Here is a 16708-nt window from a genome sequence, read left to right on the forward strand (position 1 = left end):
AGGTAGCGTGCCGTCGTCGCGCGGCGAGGGTCGGTGTCACGACTGATGGTTTCGGGCCAACGGATTGCCGCTGGCCCGAAACCGGTAGTAGATTACAGAAGGGCGTCTATGTCCGCTGCCGAGTGCCGTTCCTCCAGCAGACCGTCGCCCGTGCGGTTGACGATGCGCCCGCGCTGAACGGCGGGGCGGTCCAGAACCTCATCCGCCCAGCGGATGACGTTCTTGTAGCTTTGCACGTCCAGGAATTTGCCGGCGTTATAGCTCTCGCCGTGGACGGTGCGCCCGTACCAGGGAAATATAGCCATGTCGGCGATGGTATAGTCCTCGCCCACCAGATAGCGGTTGTCAGCAAGGTGCCGGTCCAGCACGTCCAACTGGCGCTTGACCTCCATGGCGAAGCGGTCGATCGGGTATTCCATGGGGTAGGGGGCATAGGCGTAGAAATGGCCAAAGCCGCCGCCCAGGTAGGGCGCGCTGCCCATCTGCCAGAACAGCCAGGACAGCATCTCTGCCCGCTTTTCCCGCGGTCCCTGGAAGGCGTCGAATTTTTCGGCCAGATGCATAAGGATCGCACCGGATTCAAAGACGCGGATCGGTGCGTCGCCAGAGCGGTCGACCAACGCGGGGATCTTGGAGTTGGGGTTCACCTCGACGAAGCCGGAACCGAATTGATCCCCTTTGCCGATCCGGATCAGCCAAGCGTCGTATTCGGCGTCGTGCCCAGCGGCCAGCAGCTCTTCGAACATGATGGTAACTTTGACACCGTTCGGGGTGCCCTGCGAATAGAGCTGGAACGGGTGGTCGCCAACCGGCAGTTCCTTGTCATGGGTCGGTCCGGCAATGGGCCGGTTCAAAGAGCCCCAAGTGCCGCCGTTTTCCTTTTCCCACGTCCAGACGTCGGGGGGAGTGTAGTTTTGGGTCATCGCGCAGATCCTTTCGTTGGCGACAACCTAAGGAATCGGAACAGGATTGAAAGAGGCCGCGCGACGGTGCACAGCAACTGTGCATTCATACGAAAGGACGGTCGGGATGGCAGTCGATGACCTGCCGGTGGCGCTGGTTCTGGGGGCACGGGTTCTGCCGGATGGGCGGCCGTCGCCCGCGTTGCGGCGGCGGGCCGTTCACGCGGTGTCGCTGTGGCGGGACGGGCGCGTCAGGGCGCTGATCCTGTCGGGAGGTGTCCGAACCAATCCGCCGGCAGAGGCGTTGGTTATGGCGCAGGTCTGCCGCGCGGCCGGTGTTCCGGAGACGGCGCTGGTGCTGGAGACCGGGGCGCTGACGACAGAGGACAATTTCCGCCTGTCCCGACCACTGCTGGAGGCATTGGGCGCGCGCAAGGTCGTGGTGGTCACGGACCGTTACCACGCGGCGCGGGCGCGGCTAATGGGACGGCGCGCGGGGTTTGACGTGGTGGTGGACAGCCCGGACCTGAAAGGCGCGCCGCCCCTTCGGGTGGCGCGCACATGGCTGCGCGAAATGGCGGCGCTATTCTGGTACTGGATCCGGGGCGCCGGGCGCTGAGGTTAGCACGGTCGGGCGGCTTAGCCGGGTACGACGATCTCGACAAAGCTGATCCAGCCGCCCTGACCGTAGACATTGACGATGATGTGGACGTTGCCCTGCATGATCGAGTTGCGGACATAGGGCGTCAGGTTGCTGCTGTTGACCAGTTGTTCCAGCCGCGCGCGGGTGTTGATGTCACCGAAATAGGGATCCCACTCATCGCCGTATTGGCTGATGCCGAAGCGGTGATAATTGGCGCGGTCCTGACGCAGAACCTGCGCCGGAGAGGACAGGCGGACCCCGTTGGAATTGTAGAGATCCTGATTGCCGATGTAGGCGCTGTAAGACCCCATCAACTGCTGTGCCTGTGCAACCGGTGCGGCAAGGAGCAGGGCGAGAATAATCAGAAATCGTTTCATGTAGAGCCTCTTTGGCAATCGCTTGTGATGCCTGATTCTATCAAGAGGCCGGAATCGTGGCCTTGATACAGGCCAATTCAGTTTGTCAAAGAACCCCGATATCCGCCAGCGCGCCGGCGAGTGCGGGGGGCAGGGGGTCTTCGGCTTCGCGGCCTGCGGGCAGATCCGGCGGCGCGTCGTCGGCGGCCAGATAGCGCCAGCCCTGAAAGGGGCGTTTCGGCGCGGTGGTGGTGCGGATCAACTCACGGTCCAGCACAAGCGCGCAGCGGTTGATGCCATCCTGACCCGTGACCGGATCAAGACGCAGGATGCGCTGGCGGCACTGGATCAGCCCCTGGATCACCCAGTAGATAGAGCCACCGTTCAGCACCTCTGCCTCGCGTCGGGGCCACATGCGGGTGATGTGACGCGGCAGGCCGTCGGCGGTCTGATCCGCACGGCTGTCCTGCCAGGCCTTGAGGGTTGTGACGTCCTCGGTGCCGACGCTGAGTTTGAGAAGATGAACGGTCTTGGCCATGAGTCCCCCGGTGGAGGCAGATCATAGAGGACCGGCGCGCGGCGGCAAGCCGGGGGCGTGCTGCGTGCTCCTGCTTCGGGCGCGGGACGCACGCTTGAGCGGTGGCCGGGACTGTGCCAGCCTTGGCTGGCGTGACAGGGGGCGAGCATGGAGATCGGATTGCGGCGCTATGCCGAATTGGACGGCAAGACCATACTGATTTGCGTCGGCGGGACCAAATGCGCGACCAGTTGGCTGCACGGCTATCTGGACAGCCTGCCGGGCGTTTCCGCCAGTCCCTTGAAGGAGATGCATTTCTTCAACCGGAAGTTTCCGCAGAACGCGCTGAGCGACATGGACCTTTTGGCGGTACGGCGGCTGATGCTCTATTTGTCCAAGGCGCCTGATCCTGTGGCCATGCTGAACGGCGCGCCCGGGGTGCAGGCGGCGCTGGACCGGGTGCAGATGATCTATGACGACGATGCCTACTTCGGGCATTTCGCGCGGCTTTGCACAGGGGAAACGCGGGTGCTGTGTGATGTGACGCCGGCTTATTCAGTACTGGGTGCGGAGGGGTTCGCGTGGATGCGCGCGGTCTGCCTCGAACAGGGCATGCGGTTGCGGGTGGTCTTTGTCATGCGCGACCCGGTGGATCGGTTCTGGTCGCAGCTGCGGCACATGCAGCAACAGACGATCATCGACGACGCAGTAAAGGCTTGGCCCACGGCGCTGCAATCAAGCGCGATTTTGGCGCGCGGGGATTATCGTGCGACCGTATCGGCGCTGGATGAGAGCCTTGCCGAGGGAGAGGTGCTGTACCTTTTCTATGAATCCCTGATGCAAGAGGCCAATTTGCGGCGTCTGTGTGATTTTGCGGGCGCCCCGTGGCAAGCGGCGGAGACCGGTGTGCGCCGCAATGAAACCGAAGTCCGGTCCGACCTGCCAGAGGACGCGCGCGCGGCGTTTCACGCCGCCCTGACGCCGCAATACGCCTTTTGCCATGAGCGGTTTGGCGCCGAGGTTCCGGTAGGGTGGCAGGGATAACCTGACTGTCGTGATAGCGGACCATGCTGCATCATTCCTTCATCCTGCGAACATTTTGGCGGGACAGATTTTCATTTCCGGGTTCAGCCCGATGATTGAGGAGTTCATTCCATGCCCGAAGATGGCTTTGTCTTTACATCCACGGTTGCCGAAAAGCGCGACGAAACCTTCACCCGCGATTTTGGCGAGACCGATCTGCGCCAGATGACGAACGCGATCACCAAGGAGGCGTCTTTGGTTCCCCTTCACGACGGGATCGAAGATGCCGAAACCATGCCGGATCTCATGCCGGGAGACGATTTCTGGCTCTGAAGGCCGCCTGACCTGTTCCTTTGGTCTGAGTGCCGCGTCAGCGAACGAATGCGCTGACGCGGTTTTTTGTCGGGTTCCGTTCAAACACGATACATTTTTTCCCGCGGGGGCAAACGCGGCAGAGGGGCTGGACTTTCCCAATCTCGACATGGCGACGAAGGCCGTGGTCATGGGGGCCGGCATGGTGATGGCCGACCTTGTTTTGTGCTGGCAGGAACTGGAAGCGGGGGTTCTGGTGGCGCCGTTGCCCGATCATGTCGCACCATCGCCGCTTGGCGGGATCTGCATGATCGGGTGCTATAACAACAGCGCATAATGCGCCTTGTTTGCAGGGGCGAGCACCCCGCCTGTTGCGCAAGGCGCACCGCCGCCCCAGAGCCCCATTCGATTTAAAGCGGGCGGACCTGTTCCATTTCGATGGCGGAGGAGGCGCGCATCGCGGGTGGCAGGGAGTACGCGATGCCTCAGGCCTTTTCCTCGATATCATTGGGCGGGGAAACGCCAAGTGCGCCGCTGCGCTCCGCCAAGGTCAATTTGCGAATGCCGGGGGCTGACAAAGGGGCTGCCGCATGATCTGGGGTCAATCAGGGGAATGCCGTCAATCAGTTGTGGAATTTTCCTGTTAGAGCTACATTGTTCAGCCTGCCACCAAAGGGAATCGCTCGCCATGACCCGCTTTGCCGCCCCCATCGCCGAACAGATCTGGGACATGAAATACCGCCTCAAAGAGGCCGACGGAACGCCCATCGACCTGAGCGTCGAGGACAGCTGGCGCCGGATCGCGCGGTCGCTGGCCTCGGTCGAGCCGGACCCGGCGGTCTGGGAAGAGACCTTTTATGACGCGCTTGAAGATTTCAAATATCTCCCGGCAGGGCGGATCACGGCGGGCGCGGGCACAGGGCGCAGCGTGACGCTGTTCAACTGCTTTGTCATGGGCACGATCCCGGACAACATGGGCGGCATTTTCGACATGCTGAAAGAAGCCGCGCTGACCATGCAGCAGGGCGGCGGCATCGGTTACGATTTCTCGACCATCCGGCCCAAGGGGGCGCCGGTGACAGGCGTGGCGGCGGATGCCTCCGGACCGCTGTCGTTCATGGATGTCTGGGACGCCATGTGCCGCACGATCATGTCGGCGGGCTCGCGCCGGGGCGCGATGATGGCGACCATGCGCTGCGATCACCCGGATATCGAGGATTTCATTTCCGCCAAGGCCGACAGCGCACGCCTGCGCATGTTCAACCTGTCGGTTCTGGTCACGGATGCCTTCATGGAGGCGGTCAAGGCGGACGGCTCGTGGGAACTGCAATTCGACGGCGTGGTCTACCACACCCTGCCGGCACGCGACCTGTGGAACAGGATCATGCGTGCGACTTATGACTATGCAGAGCCGGGCGTGATCTTCATCGACCGGATCAATCAGGCCAACAACCTGAACTACTGCGAGACGATTTCCGCCACCAATCCCTGTGGCGAGCAGCCGCTGCCGCCCTATGGCGCCTGTCTTCTGGGGTCGATCAACATGTCGCGGCTGGTGGCGAACCCGTTCGAGGATCAGGCCCATATCGACGAGGCGCAGCTGGAAAAGCTGGTGACCACGGCGATCCGGATGATGGACAACGTGGTCGACGCCTCGCGCTTTCCTCTGGAGGCGCAGCGGCTGGAAGCACAGAACAAGCGGCGGATCGGTCTTGGGGTCACGGGCCTCGCCGATGCCCTGTTGATGTGTGGTCTGCGCTATGGCTCCGAAGAGGCGGCGGAGATGACCGAACGGTGGCTGAAGCTGATCGCCCGCGCCTCTTATCTGGCCTCCGTGCAATTGGCCAAGGAGAAGGGGCCATTTCCCCTGTTCGACGCCGAGAAATACCTCGCCTCTGGCAACATGATGGGCATGGATGAGGACGTGCGGGAGGCGGTGCGCAAACACGGCGTTCGTAACGCTCTGGTTACCTCCATTGCGCCGACGGGGACGATCTCGCTTTACGCGGGCAACGTGTCGTCGGGGATCGAGCCGGTCTTTGCCTATGCCTACACCCGCAAGGTGCTGCAAAAGGATGGCACCCGGACCGAGGAAGAGGTGGTCGACTACGCGGTGCAGATGTACCGCGAGAAGTTCGGTGCCGAGGCGGAGTTGCCGAAGTATTTCGTGAACGCCCAGACGCTGGCGCCGCTGGACCACGTTCGGATGCAGGCGGCGGCGCAGCGGTGGGTGGACTCGTCGATCTCCAAGACGATCAACTGCCCGGAGGATATTTCCTTTGAGGATTTCAAGGACGTCTACATGGCGGCCTATGAGAGCGGCTGCAAAGGCTGCACGACCTACCGTCCAAATGCGGTGACCGGCAGCGTGTTGAGTGTGTCGGAGGAGAAGCCGAAGCCCCTGCCTTCGCTAGGCGATCCTTCGGAACGATTGGCTTTTGCGATGAAGCAAGCCGGTTACGACATGCCGTCCAAATTTGCGGACGCAGTCGGGATAGAACGGACGCACGTTTCGCGCGTTCTTTCAGGGAAACAAGATCTCTCCAAAGCGCGTGCCCAAGAGTTTTCAAAAGCGTTGGGCGTGACAGCTGGCTGGTTACTATTTGGTGACGAGAACTCTCCTGAGGTCGTTGCCAAAACGGACGCCGAACCCCTCCAACCCCACGGCGATGTCATCTACATGTCCGAACCTCTGGATCGCCCGACCGAATTGGAGGGTGCAACCTACAAGCTTAAATGGCCGGACAGCGAACATGCCATCTATCTGACAATCAACGATATTGTCGTAGGCGGCCATCGACGCCCCTTTGAGGTTTTCATCAACTCCAAGAACATGGAGCATTTCGCCTGGACGGTGGCTCTGACCCGGATGATCTCGGCTGTGTTCCGGCGCGGCGGGGACGTGTCTTTTGTGGTGGAGGAACTCAAGGCGGTCTTTGATCCGCGCGGCGGCGCCTGGGTGCAGGGCAAATACATCCCCTCGATCCTTGCGGCCATCGGCGGCGTGATCGAACGGCACCTGATCGCGACGGGCTTCCTCGAAGGCGAAGGCATGGGCCTGAAGAGCGACCCGCAGGCGCAGGTCGTCAACCTCGACCAGCCCCGCGGCCCGGCCTGCCCGAACTGCGGCCAATACGACATGCGCATGGTTGAAGGCTGCATGACCTGCGGCTCCTGCGGCCATTCCAAGTGCTCTGGGTGAACACCGTGTGAAAGGGTCTTCTGTCGCGTAACCGAGCTCAAATAACGCGCGTTAGGAACTGCTTCGGTCTGCCGCAAAGGGTGTCTTGGCGAGGCCATGACCGTGACAGGTGCAATTTTTGGGCTGCTGGCGCACTTTGGGCACGCCTCCAAGGGCGGTCTGGAGCGCGCGGGGCGCATAGATTTCGTTCAGAAGCCGGTGATGAGGACGCCCTGGGTCGGTGACGCCGGGCGCAAGAACGCGTTGGCCGTCTATTATTCGGGCAAATCGACCAAAATAGACAGCTCCCGCGCGGTTTAGTTGCGAATGCTTCGCAATAGCGTTGACTTTTGCGAATTGGTCGCAATATAGATGGGGAGAAGAAGGCGCCCTTCCCGCGCCGCGTGGCCGGAGGGCGCCTCATCTATGAGGTGTTGCAACGGATGCTGACGAAACGCGAATTTCTTACAGGACTGGGGGCTTCGGCGCTTGTGCTGAACGCATCTGGCGCCCGTGCCGGGGGCACGCTGACAGTTGTTACCACCACCGGCATGATCGCAGATGCGGCGCGGCAGGTGGGTGGGGATCTTGTCGAGGTCAAAGGGCTGATGGGCGCGGGTGTGGACCCGCACAGCTATCGCCAGACCCGCAGCGATATCGTGGCGTTGGCCAAGGCCGATGTGGTGCTGTGGCATGGGCTCTATCTTGAGGCGCAGATGGAAGATTTCCTGCGCGAATTGGAAGAGCGCGGCACCGTGACCGCCGTGGCCGAGGGGCTGCCGCGCGATCTGTTGCTGGCGCATGAGGACTACCAGAACAAGTTCGATCCGCATGTCTGGATGACGCCAAGGCTTTGGGCGCTGGTGGTCGAAAACGTGCGTGATGCGCTGATCGCGGCGCGCCCGGACGCCGAAGAAACCTTCCGCGCCAATACCGTGGCGCACCTGGCAGAGCTTGAAGCACTGGAGGCCTACGTTGCCGGTGTTCTAGCCACGGTCCCCGAGGAACGGCGGATGCTTGTGACTGCGCATGATGCCTTCAATTACTTTGGAAACGCCTATGGTTTCGAGGTTCTGGGCATTCAGGGGATCTCGACCCAGTCCGAGGCCGGGTTGCAGCGGATTGCCGAACTGGTGGACGTACTGGTCGAGCGCAAGATCGGCGCGGTATTCGTGGAAAGCTCTGTCTCGGATCGCAACATCCGCGCACTGATCGAAGGGGCGGCGTCCAGGGGCCATGAGGTGGTGATCGGCGGTGAGCTATATTCCGACGCCATGGGGGAACCCGGCACCTATGAAGGCACTTATCTTGGTATGATTGACCACAACGCCACTGTGATTGCGCTGGCCCTTGGCGGCGACGGTCCGCGGACCGGCATGAACGGGATGTTGAACGGATGAGCGATCGCCCGATTTCCCTTGCCGCGCAGGACGGTCAACCGGTTTCGGTGGACACTGCGGATGTGCCCTTGGCCCTGCGCGGTGTGACTGTTTCTTACGGTGAAAAACCAGCGGTGTTTTCCGTCGATGCCAGCTTTCAGCCCGGGTCGATGACGGCAATCATCGGCCCGAACGGCGCGGGCAAGTCGACCCTGCTCAAGGCAGCGCTGGGCGTGGTCCCCCGCCTGTCGGGAGAGGTGACGGTCTACGGTCAGTCGCTGGAAAAGGCGCGGGCGCGGATCGCCTATGTGCCGCAGCGGGCCAGCGTCGATTGGGATTTTCCGACCACCGTGATCGACGTTGTCATGATGGGGCTGTACCGCCGCGTGGGTCTGTTGGGCCGTTTCACGGGTGCCCTGAAACGCCGCGCCACGGAGTGTCTTGACCGGGTCGGCATGGGCGGCTTTGCCGACCGGCAGATCGGTCAGCTATCGGGCGGCCAGCAGCAGCGGGTCTTTCTCGCCCGCGCGCTGGCGCAGGATGCGGATCTGTATCTTCTGGATGAACCCTTTGCCGGGGTCGATGCCGCGACAGAGCGGGCGATAATCGACGTGCTGAAGGGATTGAAAGCGGAGGGCAAGGCGGTTGTCTGCGTGCACCATGACCTTGCCACGGTGCGCGATTATTTCGACCATGTCTTCATGATCAATGTCCGCCGCATCGCCGAAGGGCCGGTCGCCACGACCTTTACGCCCGAGGCGCTGAATGCCACCTATGGCGGCCGGCTTGCGGCCACGCATATCGACCAGTTGCAACTGACAGGCGGCACGTGACACCCTTGATCGAGGCGCTACTGCTGCAGGCAGGTTACAACGCAGCTCTGGTGGCTGTCGGGGCTGCGCTGTTGGGCTTTGCAGCCGGCGCGGCGGGCACATTCCTTTTCCTGCGCAAGCGCGCGCTGGTCTCCGATGCAGTGGCCCATGCGACACTGCCGGGTGTCGGACTGGCGTTTATCCTGATGGTTGCCTTGGGCGGCGACGGGCGCAACCTGTTGGGCCTCTTGGCCGGATCGGCGCTGACAGCGGGCTGTGGATTGCTGGCCGTCGAATGGATGTCGCGCCGCACGCGCCTGTCAGAGGATGCCGCGATCGGGGCGGTGCTGTCGGTCTTTTTCGGTCTCGGTGTCGTGATCCTGACCGTGATCCAGACCATGAGCTCCGGGCGGCAGGCGGGGCTGGAGGGCTTTCTGCTCGGCTCAACCGCCGGGATGCTGTTTCAGGACGCGGTTGTGATCGCCGTTGGCGGATCCTTGGCCGTGCTGGCGACGTGGCTGCTGCGCAGGCCGATGACCATGGTCGCCTTTGACGCGGAATATGCGGCGACCAACGGGGTCAACGTGGCGCGGATCGACATCGCGATGATGGCGCTGGTGATGGCCGTGACGGTGATCGGGTTGAAACTGGTCGGGCTGATCCTGATTGTCGCCATGCTGATCATTCCCCCGGTCACGGCGCGGTTCTGGACCGAGCGGGCCGAAGGTGTGGTCTGGACGGCAGGGGCCTTAGGTGGAACTGCGGGGTATGTCGGCGCGGCCTTGTCGGCGTCGGCCCCGGATCTGCCCACCGGGCCGATCATCGTTCTCGTTTCCGCCACGCTGTTCCTTCTGTCCCTGTTCCTTGCCCCAGCGCGCGGCGTCGCGGCGGCTGTGTTCCGGCACCAGCGTTTCCAGAGGCGTGTGCACCGGCGTCAAGGGTTGCTTGCCCTGGCCCGATATGAGCCGATCCATGATGAATTCACGCTCAAGGTGCTAAGAAACGAGGGGCTGATCCGCCCGGATGGCGTCGCAACCGAAACCGGCCGCGCCATTGCGGCCAAGGTGGCGCGCGATGAACACCGCTGGGATGTGGCGCGCGAGATCCATCAGGACACCGGCCTGACGGGGCGTTACGACGGTCTGACGCCCATCGAAGAGGTCTTTGCCCCGGATGAAATAGCCGAGTTCGACCGCCAGATCGGCGGCCCACGCCCGGTGGGGGAGGGGGCCTGATGGGCGCGGATTTTGTCATGTTCTCGCTGACGCCGATGTTGATTGGCGTTCTGGCCTCTGTCGCCTGTGCGCTGCCGGGGAATTTCCTGATCCTGCGGCGTCAGGCGCTGATTGGCGATGCCATCAGTCATGTGGTCCTGCCCGGTATCGTGGTGGCCTTTTTGCTGACTGGCGTGGTGGCCGCGGTGCCGATGCTGCTGGGCGCGGCGGGCGCTGCGGTTGTGGCGGTTGTTCTGATCGAGGCGATCAAGCGTCTGGGCCGGATCGAGCCGGGGGCGGCAATGGGCGTGACCTTTACCACGCTCTTTGCGGCCGGTGTGTTGCTGCTGGAACAATCCGACACCTCCGATGTGCATCTGGACGTCGAGCACGCGCTGATGGGCAATCTGGAGTCGCTGGTCTGGTTGCGGGCAACGGACTGGTCGTCCTTGCTGGACCCTTGGGCGCTGTCGGGCCTGCCGGAAGAACTGCCGCGCATCGCCGCTGTTTGCGCCGGGGTGATCCTGCTGACGCTGCTGTTCTGGCGCTGGCTGAAGATATCCACCTTTGACGAAGGGTTTGCCCGCACGCTGGGCCTGCCGGTATCGGCCATCGGCCTTGGGCTGGTGATCACGGCGGCGGTGGCGGCGGTCGCAGCCTTTGATGCGGTCGGATCGATCATCGTGATCGCCATGTTCATCTGCCCGCCTGCGGCGGCGCGCCTGATGACCAACGGGCTTGAGCGGCAGGTCTGGTGGTCTGTTCTGTTCGCTGTGATCTCAGCGGTGGCGGGATATGTGCTGGCAGGTTACGGTCCGCTCTGGCTGGGAGCGGAGCACGCGGTCAGCGCGGCGGGCATGATTGCCACCGTTTCCGGCGTGATCCTTGCGCTGGCTTGCGTTTTCGGCCCACACCGCGCGCGCATGGGGGCGCGGGCTGAAGGCTGACGAAGCGGTTCCCAAGGGACATCTCCCAAGCGCTGGGGCAGTTTGCAGCCCGGCAACGCCTTTGAATTCTGGACAGCAATTCTGGCAGGACGGGGTCTCTCATGACATGGTTCGACTTGATGACGGGGGCATCATCAGATCTGTGAGGATACCATGGAAACATTCGGTCAGCTTATGTTCACTCGGGCCGTACAGGCCGAGCAGGACAAGCGTGGCTCTCGCGCTTTGTGCGACAGTCTGGCCGCGCGTGCGGCGCCCACGGCGCTGGGCGACGAAGAACGCGCCTTCATCGAAAGCCGGGACAGTTTCTACATGGCAAGCCTGTCGGAAACCGGGTGGCCTTATGTTCAGCACAGGGGCGGCCCGGCCGGGGTCCTGCGCGTAATTGGCCCCACGCGTCTGGGCTTTGCCGATTATCGTGGCAACCGGCAGTACGTCTCGACCGGAAACCTTGCGGGAAATGACCGGGTGAGCCTGTTCCTGATGGACTATCCGCGCAAGGGGCGGTTGAAGATCCTCGGCCATGCGCAGATCGTCAACGCTGAGACCGATCCGGTGCTGGCACAGAGATTGTCAGCGCCGGACGCGCCAGCGGCAGAGCGGCTGGTGACAATAGATGTGGTCGCATTTGACTGGAACTGTCCGAAATACATAACGCCACGCCTGACCGAAGACGAGATCGCCGCAGTCCTTGGCCCACGGCTGCAGGAGATGACAACCGAAATAGAGCTGTTGCGCGCGCGGCTGGATCAACTCGATCCGGAGTGGCGCAACAAATAACGGGCCCGCGCTGGGCGGACCCGTCAATTGTTGCGAGACCGATAATCAGGCAGCAGGTCTGGAACTGACCACGCCGACAGTGACTGAATCCGTCATTTCTAGGCAATCGTCGTCGGACAGATGCATCAGTTCGGCCAGACGCGCCCGCGCACGGCCCACCCGGCTTTTTATAGTGCCGATTGCGACGCCGCAGACCTCGGCCGCCTCTTCGTAGGCAAGCCCCTGCGCACCCACCAGCATCAGCGCTTCACGCTGGGTGTCTGGCAGTTGGTCAAAAGCGGTGCGGAAGTCACGCAGGGTCAGACGACCGTCGTGGTCGGGCTTGGCGGCAAGGCTTTCGCTCATGCTGCCATCGGTGTCTTCGACCTCGCGCTTGCGCTTGCGGCGGAGCGAGTAGAACGTATTGCGCAGGATCGTGAACAGCCAGGCACGCATGTTGGTGCCTTCCTCGAACTTATCGATGTTTGTCCAGGCCTTGACCAATGTCTCTTGGACAAGGTCATCGGCGGTTGCGCCATTGCGCGTCAGGCTGAGGGCAAAGGCCCGCAGTGAGCCGATATGCTCGGTCAGTTCGCCACGGGGATCAGGCATTGTCGCCACCTTTACCCTTGTCTTCAGCCGCTTTAAGCTGCGACAGCAGATCCATGAACCTGTCCGGCACCGGCTCTTGGACGGTCTCGTCAAAAGCCTGCCGGAGATTGCGGTCGATTTCTTCCGCAATTCTTGAATTCAACTTTTTTTGCGTCATCTGGTTTGTCATCTTTGTCTCGCAACGCCTCGGTACGGAACCAAAACGCTGCACGGTGCGTTTGGTTCCAAGATTAGGCCAAAAAACTGGAGCGACAAGAATGAACGGTCCTTCGACGACGGACATGACCACCGCAATCGGCACCAACCTTCCTTACCTGCGCCGCTACGCACGCGCACTCACCGGCCAGCAGGACAGCGGTGACCGTTACGCCGCCGCGACGCTCGAGGCGATCCTGGCCGACCCGGGTCAGTATGACAGCGCGCTCACCGGAAAGGTGGCCCTGTTCCGGGTGTTCCACGCGATCTGGAGTTCCTCCGGAATGCCGGTCGAGATCACCGGCGAAACAGGGCTGGCAGCGCGCGCGCAGAAACACCTTGCCCGGCTGACCGAAAACACGCGTGAGGCACTGCTCTTGCACACGATCGAGGAATTCTCGATCGAAGAGGTGGCGCAGATAATGCAGGTCGACACTGCAGAGGCCTCGCAATATGTCGACACCGCCTTCCTAGAAATGCGCGATGCGATTTCCGGCAAGATCATGATCATCGAGGACGAGGCCGTTATTGCGATGGACCTCGAAAGCATCGTGATGGACATGGGCCACCGTGTCACCGGAGTTGCCCGGACGGAGACTGCGGCGCTGGATCTGGCCTCCAAAGAAGCGCCGGACCTGATCCTTTCCGACATCCAGCTGGCCGACAACTCCTCGGGTATCGACGCGGTCAACCAGATCCTTGCGCGGGATGGCGACCGGCCCGTGATTTTCATCACGGCCTTCCCGGAACGCTTGCTGACCGGCGAAGGGCCGGAACCGGCTTTCCTTATCTCGAAGCCTTATACGGAAGATCAGGTGCGGTCGGCTGTCAGCCAGGCACTGTTCTTTGCCTCGACCGAGACCCTGTTGCCCTGAAGCGCCAAACCCGCGTGACAAGAAAAAGGCCCGCCAAACTGGCGGGCCTTTATTGATCTGCCAGGGTCAGCTTTTTGACAGAGCGCGCAACATCCAAGCAGCCTTTTCGTGAAAGGCGCTGCGGGCAGTGGCAAGGTCCTCTGTCACCGGGTCCTTGTGCGCGCCGGAGAGTTCGACCAGCGCGTGCAGGCGGTGAGCCAGCTTTTCATGATCGGTGGCCAGATCATCGATCATCTCGGCAGCGCTCGGCTTGCCGGTCAGATCATCCACACGCGCACGTTTGGTGATGTCCTCCAGCCGCGAGGGTGCCAGATGGCCAAGGGCCCGAATACGCTCGGCCAACTCATCCGCGGCGGCAAAGAGATTCTGGTACTGTTCTTCGGTCAGGTTGTGGACGGCAAAGAACAGCGGGCCTTCGATGTTCCAGTGATAGGCATGCGTCTTGAACAGCAACCGGTAGGTATCGGCCAACACATTGGCGATACCGTCGGCAAGCGTTTCAGTATTGCGAACGCCGGTAGAGACGGCGTCTTCGGTCGGGACGACTTTCAGTGCGTCGGTCATGAAAAGCTCCTTGATTGATCATTCCTCCAAACAACGGGACGTGCCCGGAAATCGTTCCGAAAAGGATCTTTCACACAAATCAGGGAACCGGGCCCGGGCCGGTGCGTTTGTTATCCAGACGGAAGGAAAGGTCATGGCGGACAGTAACCAATCCTCGATCAAGAACGAAGAGACCTACGAGGCGTTGCGCGACAAGGGCTATGACAAGTCCAAGGCAGCCGCCATCGCCAACGCGCAGGCCAACGACGACATGGACCCCTCGACCAAGGGCGGCAAGGCACCGCCCTACGAAGAGTGGACCAAGGACGATCTCTACGAGCGCGCGCAGGAACTCGACATCGAGGGGCGTTCGGACATGACCAAAAAAGAGCTGATCGCGGCGCTGCGTAACTGAACGTGCCGCACCACACAGAAAGGACTAATACAATGGGTATCGAAATCGCAGGCCTTGGTGGCCTTATCGTTCTGGGCCTCTCCATCTGGGCCATCGTCAACATCGTCGGATCTGGTGCCAGCACCGGTGCCAAGGTGCTGTGGACGCTGTTTGTCATCCTGCTGCCGATCCTTGGCTTTATCGTCTGGTTGATCGCCGGGCCGCGCAGCCGCCGCAGCTATGCCTGACACCACGATCTGACACGGTTAAATACCAGAACCCCGCATCGAAAGGTGCGGGGTTCTTCGTTTCGTCAAGCACCAGCAAGCGGCAGCACAATGGAACTGACCACAGCCTTCGCGCGTTCGATTGCCATGGAACAGACAGTGAGCCTGCGCGGCTTTCGCGCCTTGCCTGTCTCGCAGACCAGGGACGGATCAGACCGTCGTTGCGGGATTGAAATCGAATTTGCCGGTCTGGACGAGGCCGCAACCGCGCGCCACATCGCCGCCAGTCTTGGGGGGCGCGCACAGGAACGGCGCTCGCATCTCCACGTCGTCGAGGATACGACCATCGGGACGGTTTGCGTGGAGCTGGACACCCGCTATGCCAAGCCGGGGCATGAGGGCGTTCCCGAGGAACTGCTGGATGCAGCGCGTCCCGTCGTGCCCGTCGAAATCGTCACGCCGCCGCTCACCCCTGAACAAATGGACAAGATCCTGCCGCTGATGCGTCAGCTGCAGCAGGCAGGGGCAAAGGGCACGTCCGACAGCCTGCTGGCGGGCTTTGGAATCCATTTCAACCCAGAGGTTCCGGGATTCGACCACCCGCATACCCTGAACTGCATCGTGGCCTATGCGCTGATTGAACCCTGGATCCGTGCATGGCGGCCGCTGGACTTCTCTCGCCGCGTTTTGCCGTTTGTCGATCCCTGGCCCGAACGGTTCCGGGATGCGGTGATCATGGACGACGCATTGTCGTTGAAGAAGGTGCGGCAGCTGAGTGCAAATCATCTGAAGGGGCGCAATTACGGGCTCGATCTGCTCCCGTTGCTGCGGGCCGATGACGAAGAGGCCTTTGTTCAAACCTTTGATGCAGAGGCCAGCGGTGGCCGCCCCGCCTTTCATTTTCGCATGCCGGACTGCCGGGTCGACGAGGCCGACTGGTCCCTGACCGTGGAATGGGATCGTTGGTGGATGGTCGAAAAACTGGCGACGGATCAGATCCGTCTGGAAGAGTTGCGGGGCCTCTGGGAGACACGCGGGTTGGGTCTGAACTGGGTACAAAAGGTGAGCGATGTCGTCGGCGCACAAGGCGAGGAGCTGTTGCAATGACCCGCCCGCTGATTGGCGTGACCACCTCCGCGCGATCCGGCTGGCGGATCTTCCCTCTGGTTCGTTTCAATCTTTGGCTGGCGGGGGCCAGAGCCGTGCGCTGGACCGCCGGGAGGGACGTCGATCTGGATGCGGTCGATGGCGTGATCATCGGCGGTGGCGACGATATTTCTCCGGAGCTATATGGCGCGAAGCTGGAAATGACCGCACGGCTGGACCCGGCACGCGACGAGATGGAACATGACATCGCGGTCGAGGCGATGGCCGAGGGCATCCCCGTTCTGGGGATCTGCCGGGGCGCGCAGATGTTGAACATCGCGGCCGGTGGCACACTGCATCAGGATGCCTGGTCGCTTTATCCGAACGCCGAACCGATCCGCACCATTCTTCCGCGCCGCACCGTCTGCGTTGAAAACGCTTCGCTGCTGGCCGAGCGGGTGGGTAACGAACCCATGGTGGTCAATGCCCTGCACAGTCAGGCTGTCGATCGGCTGGGGCGCAGTTTCCGCGTCGCGGCCCGCGATACGCACGGCATGATCCAGGCCGTTGAACGCAGCTGCGATCCCTTTGCGCTTGGCGTTCAGTGGCATCCGGAACATCTGTTTTATGCCCGCCGCCAGCGCGCGATCTTTCGCAGCCTCGCTGTTGCGGCCAGCGCCTATGCTGAAGGTCGGCGTCAGGTGCCGGCGCTGGCTGGCTGACGGCCCTGC

Annotated in this window: 21 protein-coding genes; 15 read left to right on the top strand and 6 right to left on the bottom strand. The window is 62.1% G+C overall.

The features are described from left to right. Window positions 1-92: 92 nt before the first annotated feature. A complete protein-coding gene (gene yghU, locus ACTXGA_RS10410; protein ID WP_443393349.1) occupies window positions 93-923 on the bottom strand; it encodes a glutathione-dependent disulfide-bond oxidoreductase in 831 nt (276 codons plus the stop codon). Window positions 924-1029: 106 nt separating this feature from the next. On the opposite strand from yghU, the gene ACTXGA_RS10415 reads away from it, so the two are divergent. Continuing rightward, entirely contained in the window at window positions 1030-1521 is a 492-nt protein-coding gene (locus ACTXGA_RS10415; protein ID WP_443393351.1) for a YdcF family protein, read from the top strand. Window positions 1522-1541: 20 nt separating this feature from the next. On the opposite strand, the gene ACTXGA_RS10420 is transcribed toward ACTXGA_RS10415, so the two are convergent. Further along, a complete protein-coding gene (locus ACTXGA_RS10420) occupies window positions 1542-1922 on the bottom strand; it encodes a hypothetical protein (RefSeq protein WP_443393353.1) in 381 nt (126 codons plus the stop codon). Between the two features lie 85 nt (window positions 1923-2007). Next, on the bottom strand, window positions 2008-2439 hold the full coding sequence (locus ACTXGA_RS10425; RefSeq protein ID WP_443393355.1) for a DUF1489 family protein: 432 nt from the start codon (window positions 2437-2439) through the stop codon (window positions 2008-2010). Window positions 2440-2586: 147 nt separating this feature from the next. On the opposite strand from ACTXGA_RS10425, the gene ACTXGA_RS10430 reads away from it, so the two are divergent. From ACTXGA_RS10430 to ACTXGA_RS10470, 9 genes are all read left to right on the top strand, one after another. Continuing rightward, the gene (locus ACTXGA_RS10430) at window positions 2587-3462 is read left to right on the top strand and encodes a sulfotransferase (RefSeq protein WP_443393356.1); all 876 of its coding nucleotides are present in this window, start codon (window positions 2587-2589) and stop codon (window positions 3460-3462) included. A 111-nt stretch (window positions 3463-3573) separates the two neighbouring features. Beyond that, window positions 3574-3774, top strand: coding sequence for a hypothetical protein (locus ACTXGA_RS10435; protein WP_443393357.1), 201 nt, complete (start codon window positions 3574-3576; stop codon window positions 3772-3774). A gap of 148 nt (window positions 3775-3922) precedes the next feature. After that, on the top strand, window positions 3923-4090 hold the full coding sequence (locus ACTXGA_RS10440) for a hypothetical protein (protein WP_443393359.1): 168 nt from the start codon (window positions 3923-3925) through the stop codon (window positions 4088-4090). A 351-nt stretch (window positions 4091-4441) separates the two neighbouring features. Then, the gene (locus ACTXGA_RS10445) at window positions 4442-6955 is read left to right on the top strand and encodes an adenosylcobalamin-dependent ribonucleoside-diphosphate reductase (RefSeq protein ID WP_443393361.1); all 2514 of its coding nucleotides are present in this window, start codon (window positions 4442-4444) and stop codon (window positions 6953-6955) included. 422 nt (window positions 6956-7377) lie between these two features. Further along, window positions 7378-8334, top strand: coding sequence for a metal ABC transporter solute-binding protein, Zn/Mn family (locus ACTXGA_RS10450; RefSeq protein WP_443393362.1), 957 nt, complete (start codon window positions 7378-7380; stop codon window positions 8332-8334). Then, a complete protein-coding gene (locus ACTXGA_RS10455; RefSeq protein ID WP_443393363.1) occupies window positions 8331-9146 on the top strand; it encodes a metal ABC transporter ATP-binding protein in 816 nt (271 codons plus the stop codon). Before ACTXGA_RS10450 ends, ACTXGA_RS10455 begins: the two co-directional genes overlap by 4 nt. Next, window positions 9143-10360 carry a metal ABC transporter permease gene (locus tag ACTXGA_RS10460; protein ID WP_443393365.1) on the top strand — a complete coding sequence of 406 codons (1218 nt, stop codon included), beginning with the start codon at window positions 9143-9145 and terminating at the stop codon, window positions 10358-10360. The genes ACTXGA_RS10455 and ACTXGA_RS10460 overlap by 4 nt, the downstream gene beginning before the upstream one ends. After that, complete coding sequence (locus tag ACTXGA_RS10465) at window positions 10360-11286, top strand: metal ABC transporter permease (RefSeq protein WP_443393367.1); 927 nt, start codon at window positions 10360-10362, stop codon at window positions 11284-11286. The genes ACTXGA_RS10460 and ACTXGA_RS10465 overlap by 1 nt, the downstream gene beginning before the upstream one ends. Before the next feature lie 153 nt (window positions 11287-11439). Beyond that, the gene (locus ACTXGA_RS10470; RefSeq protein ID WP_443393368.1) at window positions 11440-12066 is read left to right on the top strand and encodes a pyridoxamine 5'-phosphate oxidase family protein; all 627 of its coding nucleotides are present in this window, start codon (window positions 11440-11442) and stop codon (window positions 12064-12066) included. Window positions 12067-12111: 45 nt separating this feature from the next. Here ACTXGA_RS10470 and ACTXGA_RS10475 read toward each other — a convergent pair whose 3' ends face one another. Then, complete coding sequence (locus ACTXGA_RS10475; RefSeq protein WP_443393370.1) at window positions 12112-12657, bottom strand: RNA polymerase sigma factor; 546 nt, start codon at window positions 12655-12657, stop codon at window positions 12112-12114. Beyond that, complete coding sequence (locus ACTXGA_RS10480) at window positions 12650-12826, bottom strand: NepR family anti-sigma factor (RefSeq protein WP_443393371.1); 177 nt, start codon at window positions 12824-12826, stop codon at window positions 12650-12652. The genes ACTXGA_RS10475 and ACTXGA_RS10480 overlap by 8 nt, the downstream gene beginning before the upstream one ends. Window positions 12827-12914: 88 nt before the next feature. Between ACTXGA_RS10480 and ACTXGA_RS10485 the strand changes: the two genes are divergently transcribed. Continuing rightward, window positions 12915-13727, top strand: a complete 813-nt coding sequence (locus ACTXGA_RS10485; RefSeq protein WP_443393373.1) for a response regulator — start codon at window positions 12915-12917, stop codon at window positions 13725-13727. Window positions 13728-13793: 66 nt separating this feature from the next. Here ACTXGA_RS10485 and ACTXGA_RS10490 read toward each other — a convergent pair whose 3' ends face one another. Continuing rightward, window positions 13794-14291 (bottom strand): Dps family protein, encoded by a 498-nt coding sequence (locus ACTXGA_RS10490; protein ID WP_443393374.1) that lies wholly within the window; start codon window positions 14289-14291, stop codon window positions 13794-13796. Window positions 14292-14424: 133 nt separating this feature from the next. Between ACTXGA_RS10490 and ACTXGA_RS10495 the strand changes: the two genes are divergently transcribed. The 4 genes from ACTXGA_RS10495 (at window position 14425) to ACTXGA_RS10510 (ending at window position 16699) form a co-directional block, all read left to right on the top strand. After that, window positions 14425-14685, top strand: coding sequence for a DUF7218 family protein (locus ACTXGA_RS10495; protein WP_443393376.1), 261 nt, complete (start codon window positions 14425-14427; stop codon window positions 14683-14685). 38 nt (window positions 14686-14723) lie between these two features. Next, on the top strand, window positions 14724-14912 hold the full coding sequence (locus ACTXGA_RS10500; protein WP_443393693.1) for a PLD nuclease N-terminal domain-containing protein: 189 nt from the start codon (window positions 14724-14726) through the stop codon (window positions 14910-14912). 90 nt (window positions 14913-15002) lie between these two features. Continuing rightward, complete coding sequence (locus ACTXGA_RS10505; RefSeq protein WP_443393378.1) at window positions 15003-15998, top strand: amidoligase family protein; 996 nt, start codon at window positions 15003-15005, stop codon at window positions 15996-15998. Continuing rightward, window positions 15995-16699, top strand: coding sequence for a gamma-glutamyl-gamma-aminobutyrate hydrolase family protein (locus ACTXGA_RS10510; RefSeq protein WP_443393380.1), 705 nt, complete (start codon window positions 15995-15997; stop codon window positions 16697-16699). The genes ACTXGA_RS10505 and ACTXGA_RS10510 overlap by 4 nt, the downstream gene beginning before the upstream one ends. Window positions 16700-16708 lie beyond the last annotated feature (9 nt).

Origin of the sequence: Antarctobacter jejuensis, assembly GCF_052266595.1 — a bacterium.
Classification (GTDB): Bacteria; Pseudomonadota; Alphaproteobacteria; order Rhodobacterales; family Rhodobacteraceae; genus Antarctobacter; species Antarctobacter jejuensis.